Source organism: Pseudonocardia lutea (genome assembly GCF_042658055.1).
Classification (GTDB): domain Bacteria; phylum Actinomycetota; class Actinomycetes; order Mycobacteriales; family Pseudonocardiaceae; genus Pseudonocardia; species Pseudonocardia lutea.
Genome location: NZ_JBHSQK010000021.1, coordinates 47334 through 68984 on the forward strand (window position 1 = coordinate 47334; position 21651 = coordinate 68984).

At 73.5% G+C, this 21651-nt stretch carries 19 protein-coding genes; 5 read left to right on the top strand and 14 right to left on the bottom strand.

Going from position 1 to position 21651, the window contains the following annotated elements; genetic code table 11:
• Window positions 1-112: 112 nt before the first annotated feature.
• The 5 genes from ACFQH9_RS11275 to ACFQH9_RS11295 all read right to left on the bottom strand — a co-directional run bounded on the left by ACFQH9_RS11275 (window position 113) and on the right by ACFQH9_RS11295 (window position 4967).
• Entirely contained in the window at window positions 113-874 is a 762-nt protein-coding gene (locus ACFQH9_RS11275; protein WP_379565933.1) for an SDR family NAD(P)-dependent oxidoreductase, read from the bottom strand.
• 16 nt (window positions 875-890) lie between these two features.
• On the bottom strand, window positions 891-1886 hold the full coding sequence (locus ACFQH9_RS11280; protein ID WP_379565934.1) for a transketolase family protein: 996 nt from the start codon (window positions 1884-1886) through the stop codon (window positions 891-893).
• Window positions 1886-2743: a transketolase gene (locus ACFQH9_RS11285; RefSeq protein WP_379565935.1), complete on the bottom strand. Its 858-nt coding sequence runs from the start codon at window positions 2741-2743 to the stop codon at window positions 1886-1888. Before ACFQH9_RS11285 ends, ACFQH9_RS11280 begins: the two co-directional genes overlap by 1 nt.
• Window positions 2740-4119: an MFS transporter gene (locus tag ACFQH9_RS11290; protein ID WP_379565936.1), complete on the bottom strand. Its 1380-nt coding sequence runs from the start codon at window positions 4117-4119 to the stop codon at window positions 2740-2742. The genes ACFQH9_RS11285 and ACFQH9_RS11290 overlap by 4 nt, the downstream gene beginning before the upstream one ends.
• Window positions 4120-4304: 185 nt before the next feature.
• Window positions 4305-4967, bottom strand: a complete 663-nt coding sequence (locus ACFQH9_RS11295) for a GntR family transcriptional regulator (protein ID WP_379565937.1) — start codon at window positions 4965-4967, stop codon at window positions 4305-4307.
• A gap of 156 nt (window positions 4968-5123) precedes the next feature.
• Here ACFQH9_RS11295 and ACFQH9_RS11300 point away from each other — a divergent pair, with 156 nt between their 5' ends.
• A complete protein-coding gene (locus ACFQH9_RS11300; RefSeq protein ID WP_379565938.1) occupies window positions 5124-6467 on the top strand; it encodes a hypothetical protein in 1344 nt (447 codons plus the stop codon).
• Window positions 6468-6586: 119 nt separating this feature from the next.
• Here the strand turns inward: ACFQH9_RS11300 and ACFQH9_RS11305 are convergent, their stop codons facing one another.
• Together ACFQH9_RS11305 and ACFQH9_RS11310 are read right to left on the bottom strand one after the other, a co-directional pair.
• Window positions 6587-6949, bottom strand: a complete 363-nt coding sequence (locus ACFQH9_RS11305) for a hypothetical protein (RefSeq protein WP_379565939.1) — start codon at window positions 6947-6949, stop codon at window positions 6587-6589.
• 68 nt (window positions 6950-7017) lie between these two features.
• Entirely contained in the window at window positions 7018-8598 is a 1581-nt protein-coding gene (locus ACFQH9_RS11310) for a class I adenylate-forming enzyme family protein (protein WP_379565940.1), read from the bottom strand.
• A 140-nt stretch (window positions 8599-8738) separates the two neighbouring features.
• Here ACFQH9_RS11310 and ACFQH9_RS11315 point away from each other — a divergent pair, with 140 nt between their 5' ends.
• From ACFQH9_RS11315 to ACFQH9_RS11325, 3 genes are all read left to right on the top strand, one after another.
• Window positions 8739-10676 (top strand): flavin-containing monooxygenase, encoded by a 1938-nt coding sequence (locus tag ACFQH9_RS11315; protein ID WP_379565941.1) that lies wholly within the window; start codon window positions 8739-8741, stop codon window positions 10674-10676.
• Window positions 10676-11878, top strand: coding sequence for an LLM class flavin-dependent oxidoreductase (locus ACFQH9_RS11320; RefSeq protein WP_379565942.1), 1203 nt, complete (start codon window positions 10676-10678; stop codon window positions 11876-11878). Before ACFQH9_RS11315 ends, ACFQH9_RS11320 begins: the two co-directional genes overlap by 1 nt.
• A gap of 158 nt (window positions 11879-12036) precedes the next feature.
• A complete protein-coding gene (locus tag ACFQH9_RS11325) occupies window positions 12037-13377 on the top strand; it encodes an MFS transporter (protein WP_379565943.1) in 1341 nt (446 codons plus the stop codon).
• 54 nt (window positions 13378-13431) lie between these two features.
• On the opposite strand, the gene ACFQH9_RS11330 is transcribed toward ACFQH9_RS11325, so the two are convergent.
• From ACFQH9_RS11330 to ACFQH9_RS11355, 6 genes are all read right to left on the bottom strand, one after another.
• Window positions 13432-14586, bottom strand: coding sequence for an amidohydrolase family protein (locus ACFQH9_RS11330; protein WP_379565944.1), 1155 nt, complete (start codon window positions 14584-14586; stop codon window positions 13432-13434).
• Window positions 14583-15755 (bottom strand): alpha-hydroxy acid oxidase, encoded by a 1173-nt coding sequence (locus ACFQH9_RS11335; protein ID WP_379565945.1) that lies wholly within the window; start codon window positions 15753-15755, stop codon window positions 14583-14585. Before ACFQH9_RS11335 ends, ACFQH9_RS11330 begins: the two co-directional genes overlap by 4 nt.
• A 136-nt stretch (window positions 15756-15891) precedes the next feature.
• Complete coding sequence (locus tag ACFQH9_RS11340) at window positions 15892-17097, bottom strand: PucR family transcriptional regulator (RefSeq protein ID WP_379565946.1); 1206 nt, start codon at window positions 17095-17097, stop codon at window positions 15892-15894.
• A 124-nt stretch (window positions 17098-17221) separates the two neighbouring features.
• Window positions 17222-18313, bottom strand: a complete 1092-nt coding sequence (locus ACFQH9_RS11345; RefSeq protein ID WP_379565947.1) for an amidohydrolase family protein — start codon at window positions 18311-18313, stop codon at window positions 17222-17224.
• Window positions 18310-18807: a Rieske (2Fe-2S) protein gene (locus ACFQH9_RS11350; protein ID WP_379565948.1), complete on the bottom strand. Its 498-nt coding sequence runs from the start codon at window positions 18805-18807 to the stop codon at window positions 18310-18312. The genes ACFQH9_RS11345 and ACFQH9_RS11350 overlap by 4 nt, the downstream gene beginning before the upstream one ends.
• Window positions 18804-19583 carry an HpcH/HpaI aldolase family protein gene (locus tag ACFQH9_RS11355; protein WP_379565949.1) on the bottom strand — a complete coding sequence of 260 codons (780 nt, stop codon included), beginning with the start codon at window positions 19581-19583 and terminating at the stop codon, window positions 18804-18806. Before ACFQH9_RS11355 ends, ACFQH9_RS11350 begins: the two co-directional genes overlap by 4 nt.
• Before the next feature lie 235 nt (window positions 19584-19818).
• Between ACFQH9_RS11355 and ACFQH9_RS11360 the strand changes: the two genes are divergently transcribed.
• Window positions 19819-21201 (top strand): MFS transporter, encoded by a 1383-nt coding sequence (locus ACFQH9_RS11360; protein ID WP_379565950.1) that lies wholly within the window; start codon window positions 19819-19821, stop codon window positions 21199-21201.
• Between the two features lie 13 nt (window positions 21202-21214).
• Here the strand turns inward: ACFQH9_RS11360 and ACFQH9_RS11365 are convergent, their stop codons facing one another.
• Complete coding sequence (locus tag ACFQH9_RS11365; RefSeq protein ID WP_379565951.1) at window positions 21215-21613, bottom strand: cupin domain-containing protein; 399 nt, start codon at window positions 21611-21613, stop codon at window positions 21215-21217.
• Window positions 21614-21651 lie beyond the last annotated feature (38 nt).

Consider the following 21651-nt stretch of genomic DNA (forward strand, 5'->3'; position numbering starts at 1 on the left):
GCTCGGTGGCAGCGAGTGACTCGGTGGTCGTGCTCGATGGATGTGCTCGGGTGGATGCGCTCGGTGGATGCGCTCGGTGGATGCGCTCGGTGAATGCGCTCGGTGGATGCGCTCAGTGGATGTGCGAGCCGCCGTTGACGTCGTAGGTGGCGCCGGTGATGTAGCCGGACTCCGGGCGGCACAGGTAGGTGATCAGGTCGGCGACGTCGGCGACCCGGCCGTTGCGGCCGACCGGGATCCCGGCGAGGAGCGCCTCCTTGCGCTCGCCCTCCAGCGCGCCGCCGGTGATGTCGGTGTCGATCAGGCCGGGGGCCACGCTGTTGACGGTGACACCCTGCGGACCCAGCTCGCGGGCCAGCGCGCGGGCGAACCCGAGCTGGGCGGCCTTGGCGGCCGAGTAGGCGACGCCGCCGAACACCCCGCCGCCGCGCTCGGCCGAGACCGACGAGAGGAACACGATGCGGCCGAAGCCGCGCTCGGCCATGCCCGGGGCGAGCCGGCGGGTGATGTTGTAGGCGCCGCGGACGTTCACCGCGAAGATCCGGTCCCACTCGGCGCCGGCGACGTCGAGGAAGCGGGTGGGCGAGGTGATCCCGGCGTTGTTGATCAGTGCTCCGACCGGCGGGGCGTCGGCGGTGAGGGTGTCGACGGCGGTGGCGACCGAGGTCTCGTCGGTCACGTCGCAGGCCAGGCCGACGGCCCGCACGCCGTGCGCGGCGGCGATCCCGTCGGCGGTGTCCTTGGCGGCGGCCTCGTCGAGGTCGAGCACGGCGACGTTCCAGCCCGTGGCGGCGAGCGCGTGGGCGGTGGCGCGGCCGATCCCGCGCCGCGAGGCGGCGCCGGTGACCACGGCGGTGAGGTCGGTGACGGTCATGGGGTCTCCTCGAGGGTCAGAGAGCGGCCTTGACGCGCGCGCAGAGCGCGTCGGTGGACAGGCCGTAGCGGTCGTGCAGGGTGGGCAGGGCGCCGGCGGCGAGGAACTCGTCCGGCAGCGCGGCGGGCCGGATGCGGGTGGCGATGCCGGCGTACGCGGCGGTCGCGGCGACGGCCTCGGACAGCCCACCGACGACCGTGTGGTTCTCCGCGGTGATCACCAGCCGGTCGGTGCGCAGCTCGCGCAGGATCGCCGCCGTGTCCAGCGGTTTGATCGTCGGGACGTGCAGCACGGCGGCGTCGACGTGGTCGGCCTCCAGCCGGGCCGCGGCCTGCACAGTGCGCATGGTCATCAGGCCGGTGGAGACGAAGAGGACGTCCCGCCCGCCGCGCAGCAGCGCGGCCTTCCCGAGCTCGAAGCGGTAGTCGTACTCGTCGAGCACGGTGGGGACCTTGCCGCGCAGCAGCCGCAGGTAGGTGGGCCCGCCGTGGTCGGCCAGCTGCGGCACGGCCTGCTCGATGTCGACCGAGTCGCAGGGGTCGACGATCGTGAGGTTCGGGCAGGCCCGCAGGATCGCGAGGTCCTCGGTGGCCTGGTGGCTCGGGCCGTAGCCGGTGGTCAGGCCGGGCAGCGCCCCGACGACGTTGACGTTGAGCCCGGGCTCGGCGATGTCGAGGCAGAGGAAGTCGTAGGCGCGCCGCGTCGCGAACACCGAGTAGGTCGAGGCGAACGGGACGAGCCCGACCTCGGCCAGCCCGGCGGCGGCGCCGAGCATGGCCTGTTCGGCCATGCCCATCTGGAAGAACCGGTCCGGGTGTGCGTCCCGGAAGACGTGCATGTCCGTGTACTTCGCCAGGTCCGCCGACAGCCCGACGATATCGGGCCGCTCCTCGGCCAGCCGGTTCAGCGCGTGCCCGAACGGGGCCGGGGTGGTGCGCTGCCCGGGGTCGGCGAACGACGCGATCATCGCCGAGGTGGTGAGCTTCTTCTTCGGAGCGGTGGGTGCGGTCATCAGCGGGATCCCTCCAGCGCGTCCCGGGCCGCCTGCCACTCGTGCGCGGCGACGGGCATGAAGTGGGCCTTCTCGCGGGTCTCCAGGAACGGCACGCCGCGGCCCGTGCGGGTGTCGCAGATCAGCACGGACGGGCCGCCCGTGTGGTCCCGGACCTCGTCGAGCCCGGCGAGCAGGGCACCGACGTCGTTGCCGTCGACGCGCACCGCGTGCCAGCCGAAGGCCCGCCACTTCTCGGTGACCGGCTCGGTGCGCAGCACACCCGGGGTCGGGCCGTCGGCCTGCAGGCCGTTGACGTCGACGACCGCGGTGACGTTGGCCAGCCCGTGGTGGGCACAGGCCAGCGCGGCCTCCCAGGTCGAGCCCTCGTCGAGCTCGCCGTCGGAGAGCAGGTTGACGACCCGCGCCGGGTTGCCGCGGTGCCGCAGCCCCAGGCCCATCCCGCAGGCCACGCCCAGACCGTGGCCCAGCGAACCGCCCGAGATCTCCATGCCGGGGGTGTACGAGGCCATGCCGGACATCGGCAGCCGGGAGTCGTCGGACCCGTAGGTCTCGATCTCCTCCAGCGGGATGGTGCCGGCCTCGGCCAGTGCCGCGTACAGCGCGATCGCGTAGTGGCCGATCGAGAGCAGGAACCGGTCCCGGCCCTCCCACTCCGGGTCCTCGGGGCGCAGCCGCAGCTCGCCGTCACCCTTGGCGTAGAACACCGCGAGGACGTCGGCGACGCCGAGGGCCTGGCCGATGTAGCCCTGCCCCTGCACCTCCCCCATGGTCAGGGCGTACCGGCGGATCCGGGCCGCGGCCGCCTCCAGCCGGGCGATCTTCTCGACGCGCGTCGGGAGTGCGGTCGTCGTCATCGGGTCTCCTTCGTGGACGCCGTGGTGGTCAGGGACGGCCCGGCGGCCGGCGGGTCGGTGAGGGCACGCTCCAGCGCGGCCACCTCGGCCCGCTCGGCGCGGCCCCAGGTCTCGCGGGTCAGCAGCGTCGCGACCAGGCCGAGCAGGCCGTAGGCGCTGAACAGCAGGGCCGGGCCGAGCCAGCCGGTGCGGGCGAACAGCGCGGTCGCGATCAGCGGGGTGAACCCGGAGACGACCGCGGACAGCTGGTAGGCCAGCGACGCGCCGCTGGTGCGGGTGCGGGCGTTGAAGAGCTCGGAGAACCAGGCGCCCTGCACCCCGGCCAGGCAGTTCTGGCAGACCGCGTAGCTCACGACGAACGCCAGCACGATGGCTGTCGCGCGGCCGGTGTTGAGCAGCAGGAAGAGCGGCAGGCCCCAGACCAGGGTGAGCGCGGTGCCGAGCAGGTAGACCGGGCGGCGCCCGATCCGGTCGGTCAACGCGCCCCACAGCGTGGTCGCGACGATGCCGAGCCCGGCCGCGAGCATCAGCGCGAACAGCGTCACCGAGCGGTCCGCGAGCTTCTCGCTCGCCAGGTAGGACAGCACGAAGGTGACCGAGATGGCGTACCCGGCGGTCTCGGTGATCCGCAGGCAGAAGGCCCGCAGGACGTTGCGCCAGTCGTCACGCAGGACCTCGAGCAGCGGGTTCTTCGCGACCTCGCCCTCGGACCTGAGCGTCTCGAACTCCGGGGACTCCTCGACCTTCAGTCGGATCACGATGCCCACCACGATCAGCACCGCGGACAGCAGGAACGGCACCCGCCACGCCCACTGGTCACCCAGCGGGACCGACAACAGGAAGGCGGCGTTGGCCAGCAGCAGCCCGACCGGGAACCCGGCCTGCGTGATCCCGGTGTAGAGCCCGCGCTTGCGCCACGGCGCGTGCTCGAAGGTCATCAGGATCGCGCCGCCCCACTCGGCGCCGAACGCCAGCCCCTGCACGACCCGGACCGCGACGAGCAGGATGCCGGCCCAGACGCCGACCTGCTGGTACGTCGGCAGCAGGCCGATCAGGACCGTCGCGATGCCCATCAGCAGCAGCGAGCCCACCAGCACGGGCTTGCGCCCGATGCGGTCGCCGAGGTAGCCGCCGACGATCCCGCCCAGCGGCCGGACCGCGAACCCGATCCCGAGCGTCGCGAAGGACAGCAGCGTCCCCGACAACGGGTCGGTCGAGGGGAAGAAGACGTGGTTGAAGTACAGGGCCGCGGCCGTGCCGAAGCCGATGAAGTCGTAGGTCTCGATCGTCGCCCCGATCGACGAGCCGAGGGCGACCCGCTTGCGGGCCGGCGTCCCCTGCACCGTCGCCCCCGGCGGCACGTGCTCTGCTGACATGTGATCTCCGCTGATCCGTCGACACCGAGTGCGGGACTCCCGACTCCCGACAGTCCGACTGTTAACACTCGGCAGTGATGGGAGAACCATGAAGGGCCGTCGGCCCGCTGTCAACGGTTACCGGAGAGAAACCTCAGGGATGACGACGCCGCGGTGCGCGGGATCGGGGCGGACTCAGACCGGTCTCAGGGCGCGGCGGTGCCGGTGAAGTGGTCCGCGGCGGCGGCCATGTGCTCCTCCACCACCGCGATCGCCGCATCGAGGTCGCCCCGCTCGACGGCGTCGATGATCGGCGCGTGACGGCCCGGCGTCATCATCGCCGGAGCCTCCTCCGGGTCCCGGTTCATGATCGTCACGCGGATCCGGCCCTCGAGGTGCCGCCAGGACTCCACCAGCATCGGGTTGCCCGACAGCTCGCAGAGCCGCACGTGGAAGCCCAGGTCGGCCTCGACCTTCGCGGCGAAGTCCTCCCCCGCCCCGGCCAGCTCCCCCACCGCGGCCCGGAGTGCGGCCACCGCCGCGGACCGGTCCGGCCGGGCGACGATCTCGCGGACCGCCAGCCCCTCCAGCGCCGCCCGCACCCGGAACAGCCCCCGGATCTCCTCGGGGGACAGGACGTTGACGCGCAGCATCCCGCGGTTGCCGGCGGTCACCAGGCCCTCCTGCTGGAGGTGCCGCAGCGCCTCCCGCACGGTCCCCCGGCTCACCCCCAGCCGGCCGGCCAGCTCGACCTCGCCGAGGTGGTCCCCCGGCCGGTAGGCACCCGAGGTGATCGCCGAGCGCAGCGCCTTCAACACGCGCTCCCGCAAGGTGCTGCGGTCGATGTTCGGCAACGGCTCGACGGACACGGGACTCCCTCCGACTGTCGACAGACTACCTGCCGACAGCACGCGGCCGGCGCCTCGTCGGACTCACCCACGGCGGGCGGTGCCGGTCGGCCCCGACTCGCCGACGGTCGACACCGAACACGCCCCGCCGGGGTGGCCGAGGTGCAGGGGTGATCGATGTCCGCGGTGGACGACCTGACCGAGCTCGTGGAGCGCGCGGGCGCGGCCGAGCGGGCCGCCTTCGCCTCGACGTGGCAGGGCCGGGCGGAGGTCGCCGCCCTCCGCGAGAAGGTCCGCCGGGTGCTGGCCGAGCACCGCGAGGCCGAGCGGCGGTCCGGCCGGGCCGCCGGCCTCGACCCGCGCCGGGCGGGCCTGCGGCAGGCCTTCCTCGACGACCCCCGCGGCGGCGCGCCGCTCCCCGACCACCCCCTGCCCGACCACCCCCTGCCCGACGACCCCCTTCCGGACGACGCCCTTCGGGCGGAGCCGGTCGACGGGACGTCGGCGGCCGACGGCGCTCCGGCCCCGGTCTCCCACGCCGACGCGGCCCGCGCCGAGGCCGACGCCGCGGCCGCCGTGGCCGTCGCGCGGCTGGCGCTGCTCGAGGCCCACCTCGCCGTCCTCGACGCGCGGCTCGCCCGCCTCGACGCCGGCGAGGACGAGTCCGGTGCCGCGGCCGTCGACGGGCACGCCCCGCTGCAGGGGCGCAACGCCCTCGCCCGACACGGGCCCGCGCTGGCCCACGGCCTGCGCGGCGAGATCGCGTACGTCCTGCGGCGCCGGCCGCACACCGCGGTCAAGAGCCTGGCCGTCAGCCTGGCCCTGGGCCTGCTCTACCTCGGCTTCATCCGGGTGTTCGAGTGGGACCGGGACCAGAGGTGGCTGCCCTACCTCGGGCTCTGGGTGATCTCGGTGATGCTGGGCGGGGCGGTGTGCATCAACGCGATGTGCTTCGACGCCGAGCGGGTCCGCGCCGCGCTGGGGAGCGGCGCCCGCCTGTGGCACCTGCTCGTGATCAAGAACCTGGCGGTCGCCACGCTCGTCGCGCCGGTCGGCTTCCTGCTCAGCGGCCTGCTCGCCTGGCGGGCCGGTGAGGTGGGCGCCTTCGGCAAGGCCTGCGCGCTGGTCGTCTGCTTCACCTTGCTGTGGCTCGGGGTCGGCAACGTCCTGTCGGTGCTCCTGCCCGTCCGGGACGAGCCGATCCGCCGGCGCCGCCAGTCCGGCAGCCTCAAGCAGTTCGCGATCGCGTTCGTGGTCGCCTACGCGATCGGCTACCTGGTCAACCTCATGCTCCTGTGGCGCGTCCTCGCCGCCCAGGGGCTCGCCGCGCGGATGGGCGGAGAGATCGTCCCGATCCTGCTCATCGTGCTGAGCAGCCTCGCCATGTGGTTCCTGCTCACCGTGTTCGCGGTCGCCCTGTCCCAGCAACCGAAGATCCGCCGGGCCCTGATGCGGGAGCTCGCCGACCACACGGCGAAGGCCGACACCCGGACCGCGGCCGACGCCCGCGAAGCGGTCTGAAGCCCCCGCTCCCAGCTGCCTCCGGACGGCGGGGCGCGCGATCAGGCCGGGCACGACGGCTGACCACGGTTCGGGCTCGGGGTCCTCCTCGCGGAACCGTGAGATGTCGGTCCCGAGCCCTACCCGGCCTCCTCCGGGTCCACCAGCGCCCCGAGCCGCTCCGCCGCCGCCTCCGGCAGCCGCCGCCGGCCGCGGAGGTGGCGGAACACCGGCGCGAGGAGGTCGTCGACGAGGAGCTCGGCGCGGGGCAGGGGACGCCGGAACGGCCGCACGACCGCGGTGGCGTGCCAGCCCCCGCCCGGGCGCGGCTCGGCGTCGGAGGTGAAGTCGACGAACGCGACCGCACCCCCGCCCGGCCCCGTCCGGTACACCACGGCCCGCTCCCCGAGCCGGGTGGAGCGCAGGCAGCAGGGCGCGGTGGGCGGGTCGCGCAGCTCCTCCGCGTCCCACAGCAGGATCGAGCTCGGGCGGGCGGTGCACATGCCCGGAGACCTACCCGCTCCACCGGGGACGCCCACCCCGGCGGAGCCGATCACCCCGGCGGGGCGGGTCATCCCGTGGCCCGGGACCCGGCGTCGTCCGCCTCCGCGGCCACCTGCGCGCGCAGCTCGCGCTTGAGCACCTTGCCGACGGTGTTGCGCGGCAGTTCCGGCACGACCAGCACCCGGCGCGGCCGCTTGTAGCCCGCGAGCCGCCCGGTGCAGAACTCGCGGATGCTCTCGGTCGTGGGCGTGCAGCCCGCGCGGGGTTCGATCACGGCGACGACCAGCTCGCCCCACACCTCGTCCGGCTGCCCGACGACGGCCGCGGCGGCCACGTCCGGGTGCTGGTGGAGGACCTCCTCCACCTCCCGCGAGTACACGTTCTCGCCACCCGTGAGGATCATGTCCTTCTTCCGGTCGACGATGGAGAAGTAGCCCTCGGCGTCCCGTCTGGCGAGGTCGCCGCTGTGGAACCAGCCGTCGCGGAAGGCCTCGGCGGTCGCGTCCGGCCGCTGCCAGTACCCGGCGCACACCTGGTCCCCGCGGATCACGAGCTCCCCGACCTCGTCGGGCGCGGTGTCCTCGCCCTTCTCGTCGACGACCCGGACGGCGGACAGCAGCATCGGCTTCCCGACCGAGGTGAGCAGGTCCGGCCGGTCCTGCGCGGCGCGCAGGTGGTCGGCCGAGCCGTGCACGAGCACGTTTCCGGCCAGCTCCGTCATCCCGAACCCGGTCTGGAACCGGGCGCGGGGGAAGGCCGCCATGCCCTCGCGCAGCACCTGGGCGGGCATCGGGGCCGAGCCGTAGCCGATCCTGGTGATCGACGTGGTGTCGTAGCGCGGGAAGTCCGGGTGCCGCAGCAGCATCGCCAGCATGGTCGGGGCCATGGTCGTGCTCGTCGCACGGAGCTCCTGCAGGGTCTCGAGGAACACGACGGGGTCGTACCGGCGCAGCACCGCGACGGTCTCGCCGCGCAGGTGCGAGACCAGCACGCCGTAGCCGGCGATGTGGCACAGCGGCCACGGCATGAGCGAGATCCCCGGGGCGTCGTCGAACTCCCAGCTGGCGACCGAGTTGAGCACGGCCGCGGTGACGTTGCGGTGGGTCAGCACCGCGCCCTTGGCCCGGCCGGTGGTGCCGGAGGTGTAGATCAGCCAGGCCGGGGCGTCCTCGTCGGGCTCCGGCAGCGGGACCGGCGGCTCGGCGACGAGCGCGGCGAACGGGAGGGGCTCGGGTGCGCCGCCACCCTCGTCCGGGCCCGGGTCGTCGACGCACACGAGCGTGCGGACCGACGGCACGGCGGCGGCCGCGGCCCGCGCCGTGTCGAGGAACTTCCGCTCGGTGATCAGCACCGATGGGGTCGAGTCGGACAGGTTGGCCGTGACCTCGCGGGGCGTGAGCCGGTAGTTCACGAACACCAGCGCCATCCCGGCCAGCGGCACCCCGTAGTAGGCGAGGACGTACTCGGGGGTGTTCTCGGTGAGCATCGCGATCCGGTCGCCGGGCTCCGCGATGCCCCGCAGTCCGCGGGCGAGCCTGCGGGCGCCGTCGTCGAGCCGCTCGTAGGTCCAGGCCTCCCCCTCGAAGTGCAGGGCGACGGCCTGCGGGGTGCGGGCGGCGGTGAAGGCCACCACGTCGTGGATCCTCATACCGACCTCCTTCGTGGCCGACGTCGGCCGGCGCGCGGGGCGGAACGGGTCTCGTCCGGCCGGGCGAGAAAGTCGTCCAGCTAAACGATCGTTCAGCTACCATCGCATCCCGACGGCTGCCGCGGAAGGGGGCGACACGGATGCACGGGTCGACGACGATCCGGACCGAACTGCGCACGGCCACCGACGAGACGCTCGACGACGCACTCGAGCACGCCGACCCGATGGCGCTGCGGGGATGGCTGTACCAGCTGACCGGGGACGAGGAGGTGGCGGCGATCCCGGTCGCGCCGTTCCACGCGGGGGTCGCCGAGGCCATGGGCCTGGCGGACCGCCGGGACGCCGCCCTGCTGCGGGCGAAGGCGGCGGCCTTCCTGCGCTCCTACCGGGACGCGGGGGCGGGCGACCTGCCGATCGGACCGCCGGAACGGCTGCGCCGCAGCATGAGCCTCGCCGCCGGGCAGGAGGTCCCGGAGTCCGAGCTGGAGCTGTGGCTCGAGGAGCTCGCCCTCGATCCCTGGGCGCGGTCGCTGCGCTGGCCCGAGGAACCGCCGGCCGAGCGGCTGGCCGGGTTCTCCGTGCTGGTCATCGGGGCCGGCCTGGGCGGGCTCAACGCCGCTGTGCAGCTCGAACGGGCCGGGATCCCGTTCACGGTGGTCGAGAAGAACCCGGGCGTGGGCGGCACCTGGCACGAGAACCGCTACCCCGGGGCGCGGGTCGACACCCCCAGCCGGGCCTACACGCACCTCTACGGGCTGGGCTACGAGTACGCCGGCCCCTTCTGCGAGCAGGCGGAGAACGAGAAGTACTTCAACTGGGTCGCGGACACCTTCGACCTGCGCGGCGACATCGCCTTCGACACCGAGGTCGTCTCCGCGGAGTGGGACGAGCCGGGCGCCTGCTGGGTGGTGCGGGTCCGGGACCCCGAGGGGGAACGGACGCTGCGGCCGCGGGCGGTCATCAGCGCCGTCGGGTTCCTGTCGCGGCCGAACGTCCCGGAGCTGCCGGGCGCGGAGCGCTTCACCGGGCCCGCGTTCCACACCGCCCGCTGGCCCGCCGACCTGGACCTCACCGGGAAGCGCGTGGCCGTGATCGGGTCGGGCTGCACCAGCTACCAGATGGTCCCGGAGCTGGCCGACCTCGCGGGACACGTGGAGCTGTACCAGCGGACGCCGCAGTGGGTCTTCGACCGTCCCGGGTACCGCAGCCGCTACCCCGGGCAGGTCGCCTGGCTGGACCGCAACCTCCCCTGGTACCCGCACTTCCTGCGCTTCCGCACCAGCTGGCTGACCGGACCGCACGTGCAGAGCCGGGCCTTCGACGTCGACCCGGAGTGGACGGACCCGCTGAGCCGCAGCGCGATGAACGCGCGGATCCGCGAGGGCCGGCTGGAGTTCATGCGGCGCAAGCTCGGCTCCCGGCCGGACCTGCTGGAGCGGATGCTGCCGCCGCACCCGCCGATGTCGGCGCGCCCCGTCGCCGTCGACTCCGGTTACGGGATCTACGACGCCCTGCTGCGCGACGACGTCACCCTCGTCACCGAGGGCATCGCCGGGCTGACCGAACGGGGCATCGAGACGGTGGACGGGGAGGAACACCCGGCGGACGTCGTCGTCTACGCGACCGGCTTCCGCGCCAACGACTTCCTGTGGCCGATGGAGATCCGCGGCCGGGACGGGCGGAGCCTGGCGGACCTCTGGGCGGAGGACGGCGCCCGGGCCTGGGTCGGCACGATGCTGCCCGGCTTCCCCAACCTCTTCCTCCTCTACGGCCCCAACACCAACCCGTTCAGCCTGGGGGTCGTCACGTTCTCCGAGATCACGACCCGATTCGCCCTGGAGCGGATCGCCGAGCTGGTCCTCGGCGACCGGCGCTCCGTGGCGGTCACTCCCGAGGCCTACCGCCGCTACAACCGCGAGCTCGACGAACGGGAGGCGCTCCGGACGTGGAGCGACCCGCGCGCCGACAACTACTACCGCAACGCGCACGGCCGCTCGGCCTCCAACTGTCCGTTCGAGGGGACGGAGATCTGGGAGCGCCTGCGGCATCCGGACCCGACCGACCTGGAGGTGAGGTGATGGCGGTCAAGCTCCGCCACGGCGTGTTCATGGCCCCGTTCCACCAGACCGACGAGAACCCGACCCTGCTGCTCCGGCAGGACCTGCAGCTCATGGACCTGCTCGACGACCTGGGCTTCCACGAGGCCTGGATCGGCGAGCACCACTCCGCGGGCATGGAGACCATCGCCTCGCCGGAGCTGTTCATCGCGGCCGCGGCCGAGCGGACCCGCCACCTGCGGTTCGGCACGGGCGTGGTGTCGCTGCCGTACCACAACCCGTTCATGGTGGCCGAGCGGATCGTGCAGCTCGACCACATGACCCGGGGCCGGGTGATGTTCGGCGCCGGACCCGGCCTGCTCGCCTCCGACGCCCTGATGCTCGGCATCGACCCGTCGGTGCAGCGCGACCGGATGGCCGAGGCGCTGGACGTGATCCTGCGCCTGTTCCGCGGCGAGGTCGTCACCGAGAAGACCGACTGGTACGAGCTGGTCGAGGCCCGCCTGCACCTGCCGCCGTACTCGCACCCGCACCCCGAGGTGTGCGTGGCGAGCGCGGTGACCCCCTCGGGCGGGCGGCTCGCCGGGCGGTACGACCTCGGGATGCTGTGCGTCGCGGCCGGCGAGAACGCCGGGTTCGACGCGCTCGACGTCAACTGGCGGGTCGCCGAGGAGGTGGCCGCCGAGCACGGCCGCACCATGGACCCGGGCCGGCTGCGGCTGGTGGTCGGGATGCACCTCGCGGAGACCCGCGAGGAGGCCATGGCCCAGGCCCGGCACGGGCTCGAGGCGCAGATCGACTACCTGAACAACAACATGCCGCGGCTGTTCCTCCCGGACGGCGTCGACCCCGTGGAGTGGTACGTCGAGCAGGGTGCGGGGGTGATCGGCACCCCGGACGACGCCATCGCCCGCATCGAGCGCCTGCAGGAGAAGATGCCCGGGTTCGGCGCCGTCCTGCTCAACGCGCACGACTGGGCCACCTGGGAGAACACGAAGCGCTCGTACGAGCTCTACGCCCGCTACGTCATCCCCCACTTCGAGCGGTCCAACGCCCCCCGCCAGGACTCGTACCGCTGGGTCACGCACCACCAGGCGGAGCTCACGGAGAAGCGCACCGCCGCGGCGCGGGCGATGTTCGACAAGCACGAGGCCGAGTGGGCGGCGAAGCGGGCGGGCAACGGGTCGCGGCCCGCCGCCGGGCGCGAGGCGACCTTCGGCTGAGCCCCCGCTCCACGTCCGCCCCCTCCGACGGACGGTCCCGTCCCCCGATCACCCGAGCGCGGTGTCACCCGGGGGGCGGGCCGGCCGGTCGATCCCGGTGCCCCCTCCCCCGGTCGACGCTGAGGCCACACCACCTCAGCGAACCGGAAGAAGGCACCATGTCCACCGAAGTCCTCACTCCACCCTCCCCCGCCGGCCCGGCCGGGATCCCGGACCGGGCCGCCGTCCGCCGGATCAACCTGGCCAGCATGGCGGGCACCACGATCGAGTACTACGACTACTTCATCTACGGCACGGCCGCCGCACTCGTGTTCGGCAAGGTCTTCTTCCCGAACATGGGCGGCGTCGTCGGCGCGCTCGCGGCGTTCGGGACCTTCGCCGTCGTGTTCGTGTTCCGGCCCGTCGGGTCCGTCCTGTTCGGCCACATCGGCGACCGCCTCGGCCGCAAGCGCACACTGATCCTCACCCTGATGATGATGGGTTCGTGCACCGTCGCGGTCGGACTGTTGCCCGGCGCCGCGACGATCGGCGTCGCCGCCCCGATCCTGCTGGTCGTCCTGCGTGCCGTGCAGGGGTTGGCCGTGGGCGGGGAGTGGGCCGGGGCCGCCCTGTTCGCCTCCGAGAACGCCCCCGACGGACGGCGCGGGCGGTTCGCCCTCTACCCACAGGTCGGCGCGACCCTCGCGTTCGCCCTGGCCGCCGCCACCTTCCTGGCCGTCGACCTGGGGATCGGCGAGACGAGCCAGGCGTTCGTCAGCTGGGGCTGGCGGGTGCCGTTCGTGCTCAGCGCGCTGCTGATCGGGGTCGGGCTGTGGGTGCGGCTGCGCACCACCGAGACGCCCGTCTTCACCGCCGCCGCGGCCGCCCGCACGAGCACCCCGCGCGCCGTGCCGTTCCTCGAGGTGTGGCGGCGCCAGCCCCGGACGATGCTGCTGGCGACCGGCCTGACCACCGGGGTGTTCGCCAGCATGTCGATCGCCTCCGTCTACCTGACGAGCTACGCGACGAGCAGCCTCGGGATGAGCACGGCGGGCATCCTCGTGATCGACATCGTCGGGTCGGTCGCCACGGTCGCGATCACCGCCGCCGCCGCCGTCCTGTCCGACCGGTTCGGGCGCCGCCCGCTCGTCCTGGCCGGCTGCATCGCCCTGGCCGTCTGGTCGCTGGTGCTCTTCCCGCTGATCGACACCCGCTCGCCCCTCGCGATCGGCACCGGGGTCGTCGTCCTGCTCGGCCTCATCGGCCTGGCCTACGGTCCGCTGGGCGCCTACCTGCCCGAGATGTTCTCCACCCGGCACCGCTACACCGGGGCCGGCCTGAGCTACAACCTCGGCGGGGTCGTCGGTGGCGCCGGCATCCTGATGGCCGCCGCCCCGCTCGCCGCCTCCGGCTGGGGCCCGATCGCCCTCGGCCTCTGCATGGCGGTGCTGCTGCTGATCTCCGTCGGGTGCCTGTGGGGCCTCCCGGAGACCCGCGACCGGTCGCTCACCGCCGAGTGAGACGCCCGCGCGACGAGGTCCCGGCCCGTCCGGCCGGGACCTCGCGCTCGCGCGTCAGCCGAGGGGGTACCCGGTCCCCGGCCGCAGCGGCAGCCCGTAGAGCGCGCCGGCGTTGCCGCCCAGGATCCGGCCGAACCGGTCGTGGTCCCGGCGCACCGAGAGCGGGAAGGAGTCCGGCTCGTCGAAGTCCCAGTGCGGGTAGTCGGAGGAGAACATGAGCTTGTCCGCCATGCCGGAGGACTCGAACAGGGTCAGGACGTCGTCGAACCAGCGCGGGTTCTCCGGTTCCTCCATCGGCTGGGTCGTGAACCAGAGGTGGTCGCGGATGTACTCGGACGGCAGCCGCTGCAGGTCCACCTCGCGGGGCATCATCCGGTAGGCGTGGTCCATCCGCCAGGCCAGCGGGACCACCCACGACCAGCCCAGCTCGACCATCGCGACCTTCAGCCCCGGGAAGCGGTCGAAGGTGCCCTCGAAGACCAGGCTGGCGATCACCGGGAAGTTCAGCCCGGCGAAGTCGCAGTGCTCCTCGAAGTAGAAGTTGGCCGGGCCCGACGGCGTGATCCGCCGGCCCGAGAGCACGTGGAAGCCGATCGGCAGGCCGTAGTGCTCGCAGGCCTCCAGCACCGGCCAGTACTTGCGGTGCCCGATGCCCCGCTCGTTGTCCGGGGCGAGCATCACCTGCACCCAGCGGTCGCCGTCCGGGCCCTCCTTGCGCCGCACGATCTCCTGCACGGCGAGGTCCGGGATCTCGTAGGGCAGGTTGAGCGCGCCGTACCAGCGGGGGTCGTCGGCGAACCACACCTCCTCGCGGTAGGTGTTGAGCGCGGAGCAGAAGGCGGCGCAGAACTCCGCGGGCACCCGCATCCCGCCGCTGAGCGGGAACCCGCCGATGTCGTTGAGCACGGCGGCGCTCATGTCGTAGGCGTCGAGCAGCTGCGCCCGGGCGAACGCCGGGTCGATCCCGGGCGCGCCCCCGCCCGGCGGTACGGCGTCCCAGCGGCTGGCGAACTCGCGGTGCCGCGGCCGGTCCCCGCCCGGCGCACCGGCGCGCAGGCCGGTGTGCACGAGGTAGTCCTGCCAGCGTCGCGGCAGGTGCCGGAGCACGCCCGGGATCGCGGGGTTCATCGACGGGTGGACGTCCGCGTCGATGATCCCGAGCTTCGCGCCGGCCCGCGCCGGCGCCTCGACGGTGGCCTCGAGCGTCATGCGGTCCCTCCTCGCACGTCGGCGGGCCGGGCGGTCGCGGGTGCGGGCCCGACCAGCGAGCGGTCGATCTCCTTGACGGTGGTGACCCCGACCAGCGACATCGCCCGGACGATCTCGTTGTGCAGCAGCTCGAGGACGCGGTCGACGCCGGCCTCGCCGCCCGCGGCCAGGGCGAACATGTACGGCCGCCCGACGAGCACGGCCTTCGCCCCGAGGGCGAGCGCGCGGACCACGTCGGTCCCCCGCCGGACACCGCTGTCGAGCAGGACGTCGAGCCGCCCGGCCGCGGCGTCGACGACCTCGGCGAGCACGTCGATCGTCGCCGGGGCGCCGTCGAGGTTGCGGCCGCCGTGGTTGGAGACGACGACGCCGTCGACCCCCAGGTCCGCCATCTCCGCGACCTCGTCGCCCCGCAGCACCCCCTTGACCACCAGCGGGCCCTGCCACCGGTCCCGCAGCCGGCGGATCTCCCCCGCGGTCACGGACCGGCTGTGCATGATCGCGTCCGTGAAGTTGGTGTACGCCCGTCTGGCCGCGAACAGGTCCAGGCCCGCGCCGCCGGTGCCGAACAGGAAGTCCCGGCTCCACCGCGGGTGCGCCAGGCCGGCCAGCGCGAGCCGGGGCGAGGGGCTGACCGGCAGCGTGACGCCGTTGCGCAGGTCCTTCTCGCGGTAGGGCTTGATCGGGGTGTCGATCGTGACGCACAGGGTCCGGTAGCCCGCCGCCGCCACGCGCTCCACCAGCTCGTCGTTCATCGCCTGGTCCGGCTTCAGGTAGAGCTGGTACCAGAGCGGCCCGCCGGCCGAGCGGATGACGACCTCCGGCCGCTCGCCGGAGCCGCCGGGGACGACGTAGACCGTGCCCGCCCGCCCCGCCGCGCGCGCGACGGCGGGCTCGGCGTCGCTGTGGCACATCCGCGCGAAGCTGCAGGGCGCCAGCAGCAGCGGCATCGACACCCGGTCCCCGAGCACCGTGGTGGTGGTGTCGACGTGCGCGACGTCGACCAGGGCCTTCGGGCGCAACGGGATCCGCTCGAACGCCTCCCGGTTCCACCGCAGGGTGTGCTCGTCGCCCGCGCCCCCGTCGACCACGTCGAACACCGCCCGCGGCATCCGCCGCCGCGCGGCCCGGCGGAGGTCCTCCACGCTGTGCGCCCGGGTCGTCCTCATCCGCGAGTCCCCCTTCCGGGCGGGCGACGGTGCCCGCTCCTCGTCGAACCTGCCCCGCCGTGCCGTCGGTCGGCAACGGTGGTCGTGCCGAACTGCGCCGGGCCACGGTTGTGCGACCCGACAAGCCCCCGGTCGCCTACGAGGCGACCGACGCTCCCCCGCGCGAGCCGTGCAACCGGTCCCACGCCAGCGCCCACCACACCTGCGCCAGCGCGTCGTAGTCGCGCAGCGAGCAGCCGGTGATGGACTCGAAGCGCGAGAGCCGGTAGCGGACGGTGTTGGTGTGCAGGAAGAGCTGCTGGCGGGTCGCCTCGAGACGGCTGCCGTTGCGCAGGTAGCGCTCGACCGTCTCCAGGATGGCCGCGCCGGAGGCGCCGAACCGCTCGAAGGGCTTCACGAACCGCTCGTGCATCAGCTCGCCCAGGTCGTGGTCGGCGACGACGGCGGGGTGCAGGCCCAGGTCCGCCACGCTCACCACCTCGGTCCGGCCCAGGGCCAGCGCCGTCTCCAGCGCGCGGGTGGCGAGCCGGAACACCGCGGGCAGTCCGTCCAGCGGGACGGGCGGCGAGACCCCGACGGCCGTCGGCGGCGGGTCGGCGGGGAGCACGGCGAGGAACCCGCACAGGTCGCCGTCGATCACCGCCATCATCCCGTTGCGGCGCTCGGCCGTGGCCGCCACGCGCAGGTAGCGCTCCATGGTGCGCAACGAGTCCGGGCCGGGTGCCGGCCGGGCCCGGAACGCGCGGTAGTCCCGCTCGCGGTCCAGGCCGTAGGCCGCGGCCCCGCTCCCGATCTCCGAGGCGGCGATCGAGCCGGAGATGATGCGCCGCACGAAGCCGTCCTGGTGTTCCTGGGCGCGGCGCTGCATCTCCAGCTCGGCCTCGCGGTGCCCGGCCGCGAGGGCCACCATGCTCCAGGCCGACCAGGCCTGCTTGATGCTGAACAGCTCCAGCAGCAGGCTGTCCCGGTGGGGCGACGGCGGCGCGAGCTCGCGCACCAGGTCCACGAAGATCTTCTGGTGCTGCATCGAGGTCTGCAGCATCTCGGCGACCCCGACCCCCTGCCGGGCCCGCTCCTCGCCGACCTCGCGCAGCGGGCCGTCGTCGTCCTCGGGCCCGGGGTGCCGGCGCGCCCGGACGCCCTCGACGGACACCGAGAGGTTGCGCCGCCAGCTCTCCCGCAGCACCTCCCGGTCGACGTGCTGGTAGGAGCTGTGTGTGAAGACGCGGCCGAGCATCCGGTCGGCCATCGGGCCGTGCCCGTCGAGCAGCCCGGTCTCCTGCAGCCGCTCCATGAGCGCGGTCCACGCCTCGTCGCGCGTCACGGCGTCCCGACGGGCCACGACAAGCGCCTCCTCACGCGTCGGACCGTGCCCGGCGCCGGTGCGGGGCACCGTTCGATGATGCAACCGCATGACTCGGGCGTCGACCTCCGTTCGGGGCGATCCGGACACCGGTCCGGACGTCTCAGAGGCGGTACCAGTCACGGGCGGTCCCGGCCATCAGCCGCGGGCGCATCGTGGGCGGGGCGGCCGCGAGGAGCTCGGCGATGTCGTCGTCGTAGCCGTGCGGGTAGTCGGTGGCGAACATCAGCAGGTCGTCCGAGCCGAGCCACTCGAGGACCTTCGCCGTCTGCTCGCGGGTGCCCAGGTCCGCCGGGGCCACGGAGAACCGCATGTGCTCGCGGATGATCTCCAGCGGCCGCCGGTCGAGCCACGGCACCTCGCGGCGCAGCCCCTTCCACTCCTTGTCCATCCGCCAGCCCCACACCGGCAGCCAGGTGAACCCGCCCTCGAGCACGGACACCCGCAGCTCCGGGCACACCTGGAACACGCCCTCCGACACCAGGCTCGTGACCTGCGCGGTGAAGGACTGCCACTCCGCGGCGTACTCCTCGACGTAGTAGGAGGAGTAGCCGGTCGACGACGGCGCGTCCGTGGTGACCCCGCCGAAGTGCAGCCCGGCCACCAGGCCGTGCTCGGTCATGGCCTGGAACACCGGATGGAACTGCCGCTGGCCCCACAGCGCGGCGTGCCGCACCGGCAGCAGCACCTGGACGAAGCCGGGATGGTCGCCGACCCGGTGGATCTCCTCGACCATCGCGGCGGGATCGCGCGCCGGGACGACGAGCGAGGCGGCCAACCGCGGGTCGCGGTCCAGCCACTCGGCCACCAGCCAGTCGTTGACCGCGCGGGCGAGCGCGGCCGCCCAGTCCGGGTGGCGCAGCGCGTCCACCGCGTAGTAGCAGGTCAGGATGGCCCGCTCGACCCGCCACGGGTCCAGCACGTGCTGCTGCAGCAACCCGAGCTCCGAGGCCGGCGGCCGGTCCGCCGGGCGCCACTCCGGCCGGCACGAGCGGTCCGAGCCCGGCGGGTACGCGAGGGCGACCCCGCCGACCGGGCCGTGCCAGCCCCGCTCGGTGCACCACGCGACCCAGTGCCGGGACAGGTACGGGAACAGCGCCTCCAGCGAGGGGACGTTCGCGTGCACGTCGCAGTCGATCACCGGGCCCGGCCACACCTGGTCCCGCGTGGTGCCCTTCAGCAGCGCCGTCGTCACCGGCCCGCCCCCTGCTGCTCCCCGCCCGTCGCCGCCCGCCCGGCCCTGCGGGCCTTGCGCAGGTCGACCACGACGTACCCGTCCTCCACCCCGACCTCCACCGTCTCGGCCACGTACGGCCCCGCCACCCGGTCCGCCACCGGCATGCCCTCGACCTCGTCCGCCCCGGCGACGGCGACGTCGTAGGTCCGCAGCCGGGTCCGCGGGTCGAACCAGGACTGCCCGGTGCGGACGTCGAACTCCCAGCCGTGCCAGGGGCACATGAGCAGGGCGGTGCCCTCGTCGTAGGAGAACTCCCCCGGCCGCGCGGAGGTCAGGCCCGCCACCACGTTGCCCTTGCACATCTCGGCCCCCTTGTGCGGGCACCGGTTGATCAGCCCGTAGAAGGAGCCGCCGACGTTGAACACGCCGACCTGGCGCCCGCCCACCTCGACGAGCACCCGCCCGCCCTCGGGGATGTCGGCCACCCGGCCGACGACGTACCGGCCCGTCATGCCTGCGCGAGCGCCGGGCCGGCGACGGAGCGGCCGTGCCGCAGCGCCTGGGCCGCCCCCACCGCGACCAGCCGCTGCTCCATCGCGACCGACAGGAAGTCCATCCCCCAGCCGCGCCCGATCTCGGGGTCGCCCGGCCCGAGCGCGAGCATCCCGGCCCGCTTGCCGGCCCGGTGGGCGGCGTCGACGATCGCGCGGTGCCGCTCGTCCACGAGCGGGTCGGTGTAGGACATCGACGGCGCGCCGCCGCCGGAGATCGCCAGGTCCGTCGGCCCGACGAACAGGACGTCCAGGCCCGGGGTCGCCGCGATCTCGTCCAGGTTGTCGAGGGCCTCGAGGGTCTCGATCTGGGCGAAGGTCACGATGTCGGCGTTCGCCTCGGTGAAGTAGCGGGCGCCGTCCGCGGCCCGGTAGGGGCCGTAGGAGCGGGTGCCCTCCGGGGGGTAGCGGCACGCGGCGACGAACCGCTCGGCCTGCTCGCGGGTGTTGACCATGGGGCACATGACCCCGCGCGCGCCGGCGTCGAGCACCCGGCCGACGAGGATCGGGTCGTTGCCCGGCACGCGCACCACGGGCACCGTGGGGCCCGCCGACAGCGCGATGATCGCGGTCACCACGTCGCGGTACTCCGCCATCGTGTGCTGCATGTCGATGACCACGGAGTCGTAGCCGAGCCGGCCGACCGCCTCCGCGGACAGCACCGAGGACCCGGAGATCCAGCAGTCCACCGCGGCTTCGCCCGCCGCCCATCGGTCCCGGATCGCGTTGGTCGGCATGCGCAGGCCCTCCGAAGCGTCGACGTCGACAATTCTGCTGAACGTTCGCTCAGTCGGGACGCCGACGCATCGGCAGAACCTCCACAGTCCCGCCGGGGACCCTTGGCGGTTCCGACAGCGACAGTGCCGGACGAACCGCCCTAACTTCGGTCGACGCAGTGTTCCGGATCACAACGAACGCCGCTCTCCCAGACCTCACTTCCACAGCGCCGTGCGAACCCGAGGAGATGACGCCGTGACCGTCGAAGAACCCGTGAGCGTCACCGGACGCGTGGGCGCCGCCCCGCCGGGACCGCTGGAGGCCCGGCACATCCGGTCGCGGTCCTTCCGCAACGTCAGCGCCGGCGACGCCTCGGAGAACCTGACCTCGACGCACTGGCACATCGCGACCGCGCTCGGCCTGGGCTGGATGCTCGACGGGATCGTGATCGCCCTCTACGCGCTGATCGTCCCGTACCTGCTGGAGGACTTCGGGATCAGCCTCAACGCGCTGACCCTCGCCGTGACGGTCACCGGCATCCTCGCGGCGTTCGCCGCCTACTTCTGGCCGTGGCTGGCCGACCGGATCGGGCGGCGCACCGCGTTCATCGTGAACGTCGCCCTGACGTGCCTGTTCCTGGTCGCCATCGTGGTGTCGCGGAACTGGTTGTTCTTCATCGTCTTCTACACGCTGATGCGCGTGACGATCGCCGGCGAGTGGGCGATCGGCTCCCTGCTCACCGTGGAGACCTGGCCCGCCCGGCACCGCGCCAAGATCCTCAGCGCGGCCCGCTCGCTCTACGGCTACGGCGTGGTCGTCGCCGGCCTGACCGGCACCTACATCATCGCCCCGCACGGCTGGCGGTGGGCGTTCCTCGTCCCGGCGGGGATCGGCCTGCTGGCGATCTACGTCCGGTTCCTCTGCCCCGAGTCGCCGGCCTGGGTGCGCAACCGGGACGCCGTGATGGCGCGGACCGAGGACGCTCCGCCGGAGGACCGGCCGACGTGGGCCGAGCGGGCCCGCAAGGCGTCCGTCGGCCAGCTGTTCGAGCCGGGCCAGCGCAAGCGGACCTACGTGGCCCTCTTCGTCGCGGCCACGGCGACGATGTCCTGGTACACGCTGGGCTACTGGGCGCCCTTCTACCTCAAGGAGACCCACGGCTGGTCCACCGCCGAGTACAGCAACTGGTACATCTGGTGGGGTGTGGCCGGCGCCTTCGGCTACTACCTCATGGGCTGGATCGCCGACCGGTGGAGCCGGTTCCGGGCGATGCTCACCGGCAACGTCATCTTCATCGTCACGCTCGTCCCGTGGGCCCTGGCCACCGAGTCCTGGCAGCTGTGGGTGTTCGGCCTGGCCTCGAACTTCGGCCTGATCGGGGTGTGGGGCACGGTGCTCACCTACACCGCCGAGCTCTACCCGACCCGCATGCGCGGGGTCGGCATGGGGCTGACGTGGATGGTCGCCGGATTCCTCGGCGTGCTCGTGCCGTACGCGGCCCTGTGGGTCCGCAACGTCACCGGCTCCTTCACCGCCGCGTTCATGCTCATCCCGGTCCTGCTGGTGATCCAGCTGATCGGCCTGCTGATCGCGCGGATGGACTACGCGGGCAAGCAGCTGGACTCGATCGCGACGTGAGCCCGGCGGCGGCCTACTCCGGGAAGACGTACTCGACCTGGTCGAACGACTCGGCCGCCAGGACGTAGAAGATCCGCGCGGGCGTCGTCCCCACGTTCTCGACCCCGTGGGGGACGTCGCCGGGGACGAACACCGCGGACCCGGCCCGCAGGTCGTGCTCGGCGTCGCCGAGCCGGAGCCGCAGGCGGCCCTGCACCACGAAGTAGACCTCCGCCTGCCGGTGGGTGTGCAGGCCCAACCACTCCCGGGGCTCCAGCTCGGCGACGCCGGCCGTGAACTCCCCGGTCCGGGTGCCGACGCCGCCGAACAGGGTCCGGAAGGACAGGGTCCCCCTCGTGGGGTCGTCCCACGACTCCGCCTCGACCTCCTGCTCGTGCACCACCAACGGTGCCGGGCCGTCCGGTCTCGTCATCGCGCCGCTCCGTCCCGGGGTCCGCCCCGCCGAGGAGG

Coding starts and splice junctions, on each gene's coding strand:
- ACFQH9_RS11275 (WP_379565933.1), bottom strand. CDS start 874: ATGACCGTCACCGACCTCACCGCCGTGGTCACCGGCGCCGCCTCGCGG.
- ACFQH9_RS11280 (WP_379565934.1), bottom strand. CDS start 1,886: ATGACCGCACCCACCGCTCCGAAGAAGAAGCTCACCACCTCGGCGATG.
- ACFQH9_RS11285 (WP_379565935.1), bottom strand. CDS start 2,743: ATGACGACGACCGCACTCCCGACGCGCGTCGAGAAGATCGCCCGGCTG.
- ACFQH9_RS11290 (WP_379565936.1), bottom strand. CDS start 4,119: ATGTCAGCAGAGCACGTGCCGCCGGGGGCGACGGTGCAGGGGACGCCG.
- ACFQH9_RS11300 (WP_379565938.1), top strand. CDS start 5,124: ATGTCCGCGGTGGACGACCTGACCGAGCTCGTGGAGCGCGCGGGCGCG.
- ACFQH9_RS11305 (WP_379565939.1), bottom strand. CDS start 6,949: ATGTGCACCGCCCGCCCGAGCTCGATCCTGCTGTGGGACGCGGAGGAG.
- ACFQH9_RS11310 (WP_379565940.1), bottom strand. CDS start 8,598: ATGAGGATCCACGACGTGGTGGCCTTCACCGCCGCCCGCACCCCGCAG.
- ACFQH9_RS11315 (WP_379565941.1), top strand. CDS start 8,739: ATGCACGGGTCGACGACGATCCGGACCGAACTGCGCACGGCCACCGAC.
- ACFQH9_RS11320 (WP_379565942.1), top strand. CDS start 10,676: ATGGCGGTCAAGCTCCGCCACGGCGTGTTCATGGCCCCGTTCCACCAG.
- ACFQH9_RS11325 (WP_379565943.1), top strand. CDS start 12,037: ATGTCCACCGAAGTCCTCACTCCACCCTCCCCCGCCGGCCCGGCCGGG.
- ACFQH9_RS11330 (WP_379565944.1), bottom strand. CDS start 14,586: ATGACGCTCGAGGCCACCGTCGAGGCGCCGGCGCGGGCCGGCGCGAAG.
- ACFQH9_RS11335 (WP_379565945.1), bottom strand. CDS start 15,755: ATGAGGACGACCCGGGCGCACAGCGTGGAGGACCTCCGCCGGGCCGCG.
- ACFQH9_RS11350 (WP_379565948.1), bottom strand. CDS start 18,807: ATGACGGGCCGGTACGTCGTCGGCCGGGTGGCCGACATCCCCGAGGGC.
- ACFQH9_RS11355 (WP_379565949.1), bottom strand. CDS start 19,583: ATGCCGACCAACGCGATCCGGGACCGATGGGCGGCGGGCGAAGCCGCG.
- ACFQH9_RS11365 (WP_379565951.1), bottom strand. CDS start 21,613: ATGACGAGACCGGACGGCCCGGCACCGTTGGTGGTGCACGAGCAGGAG.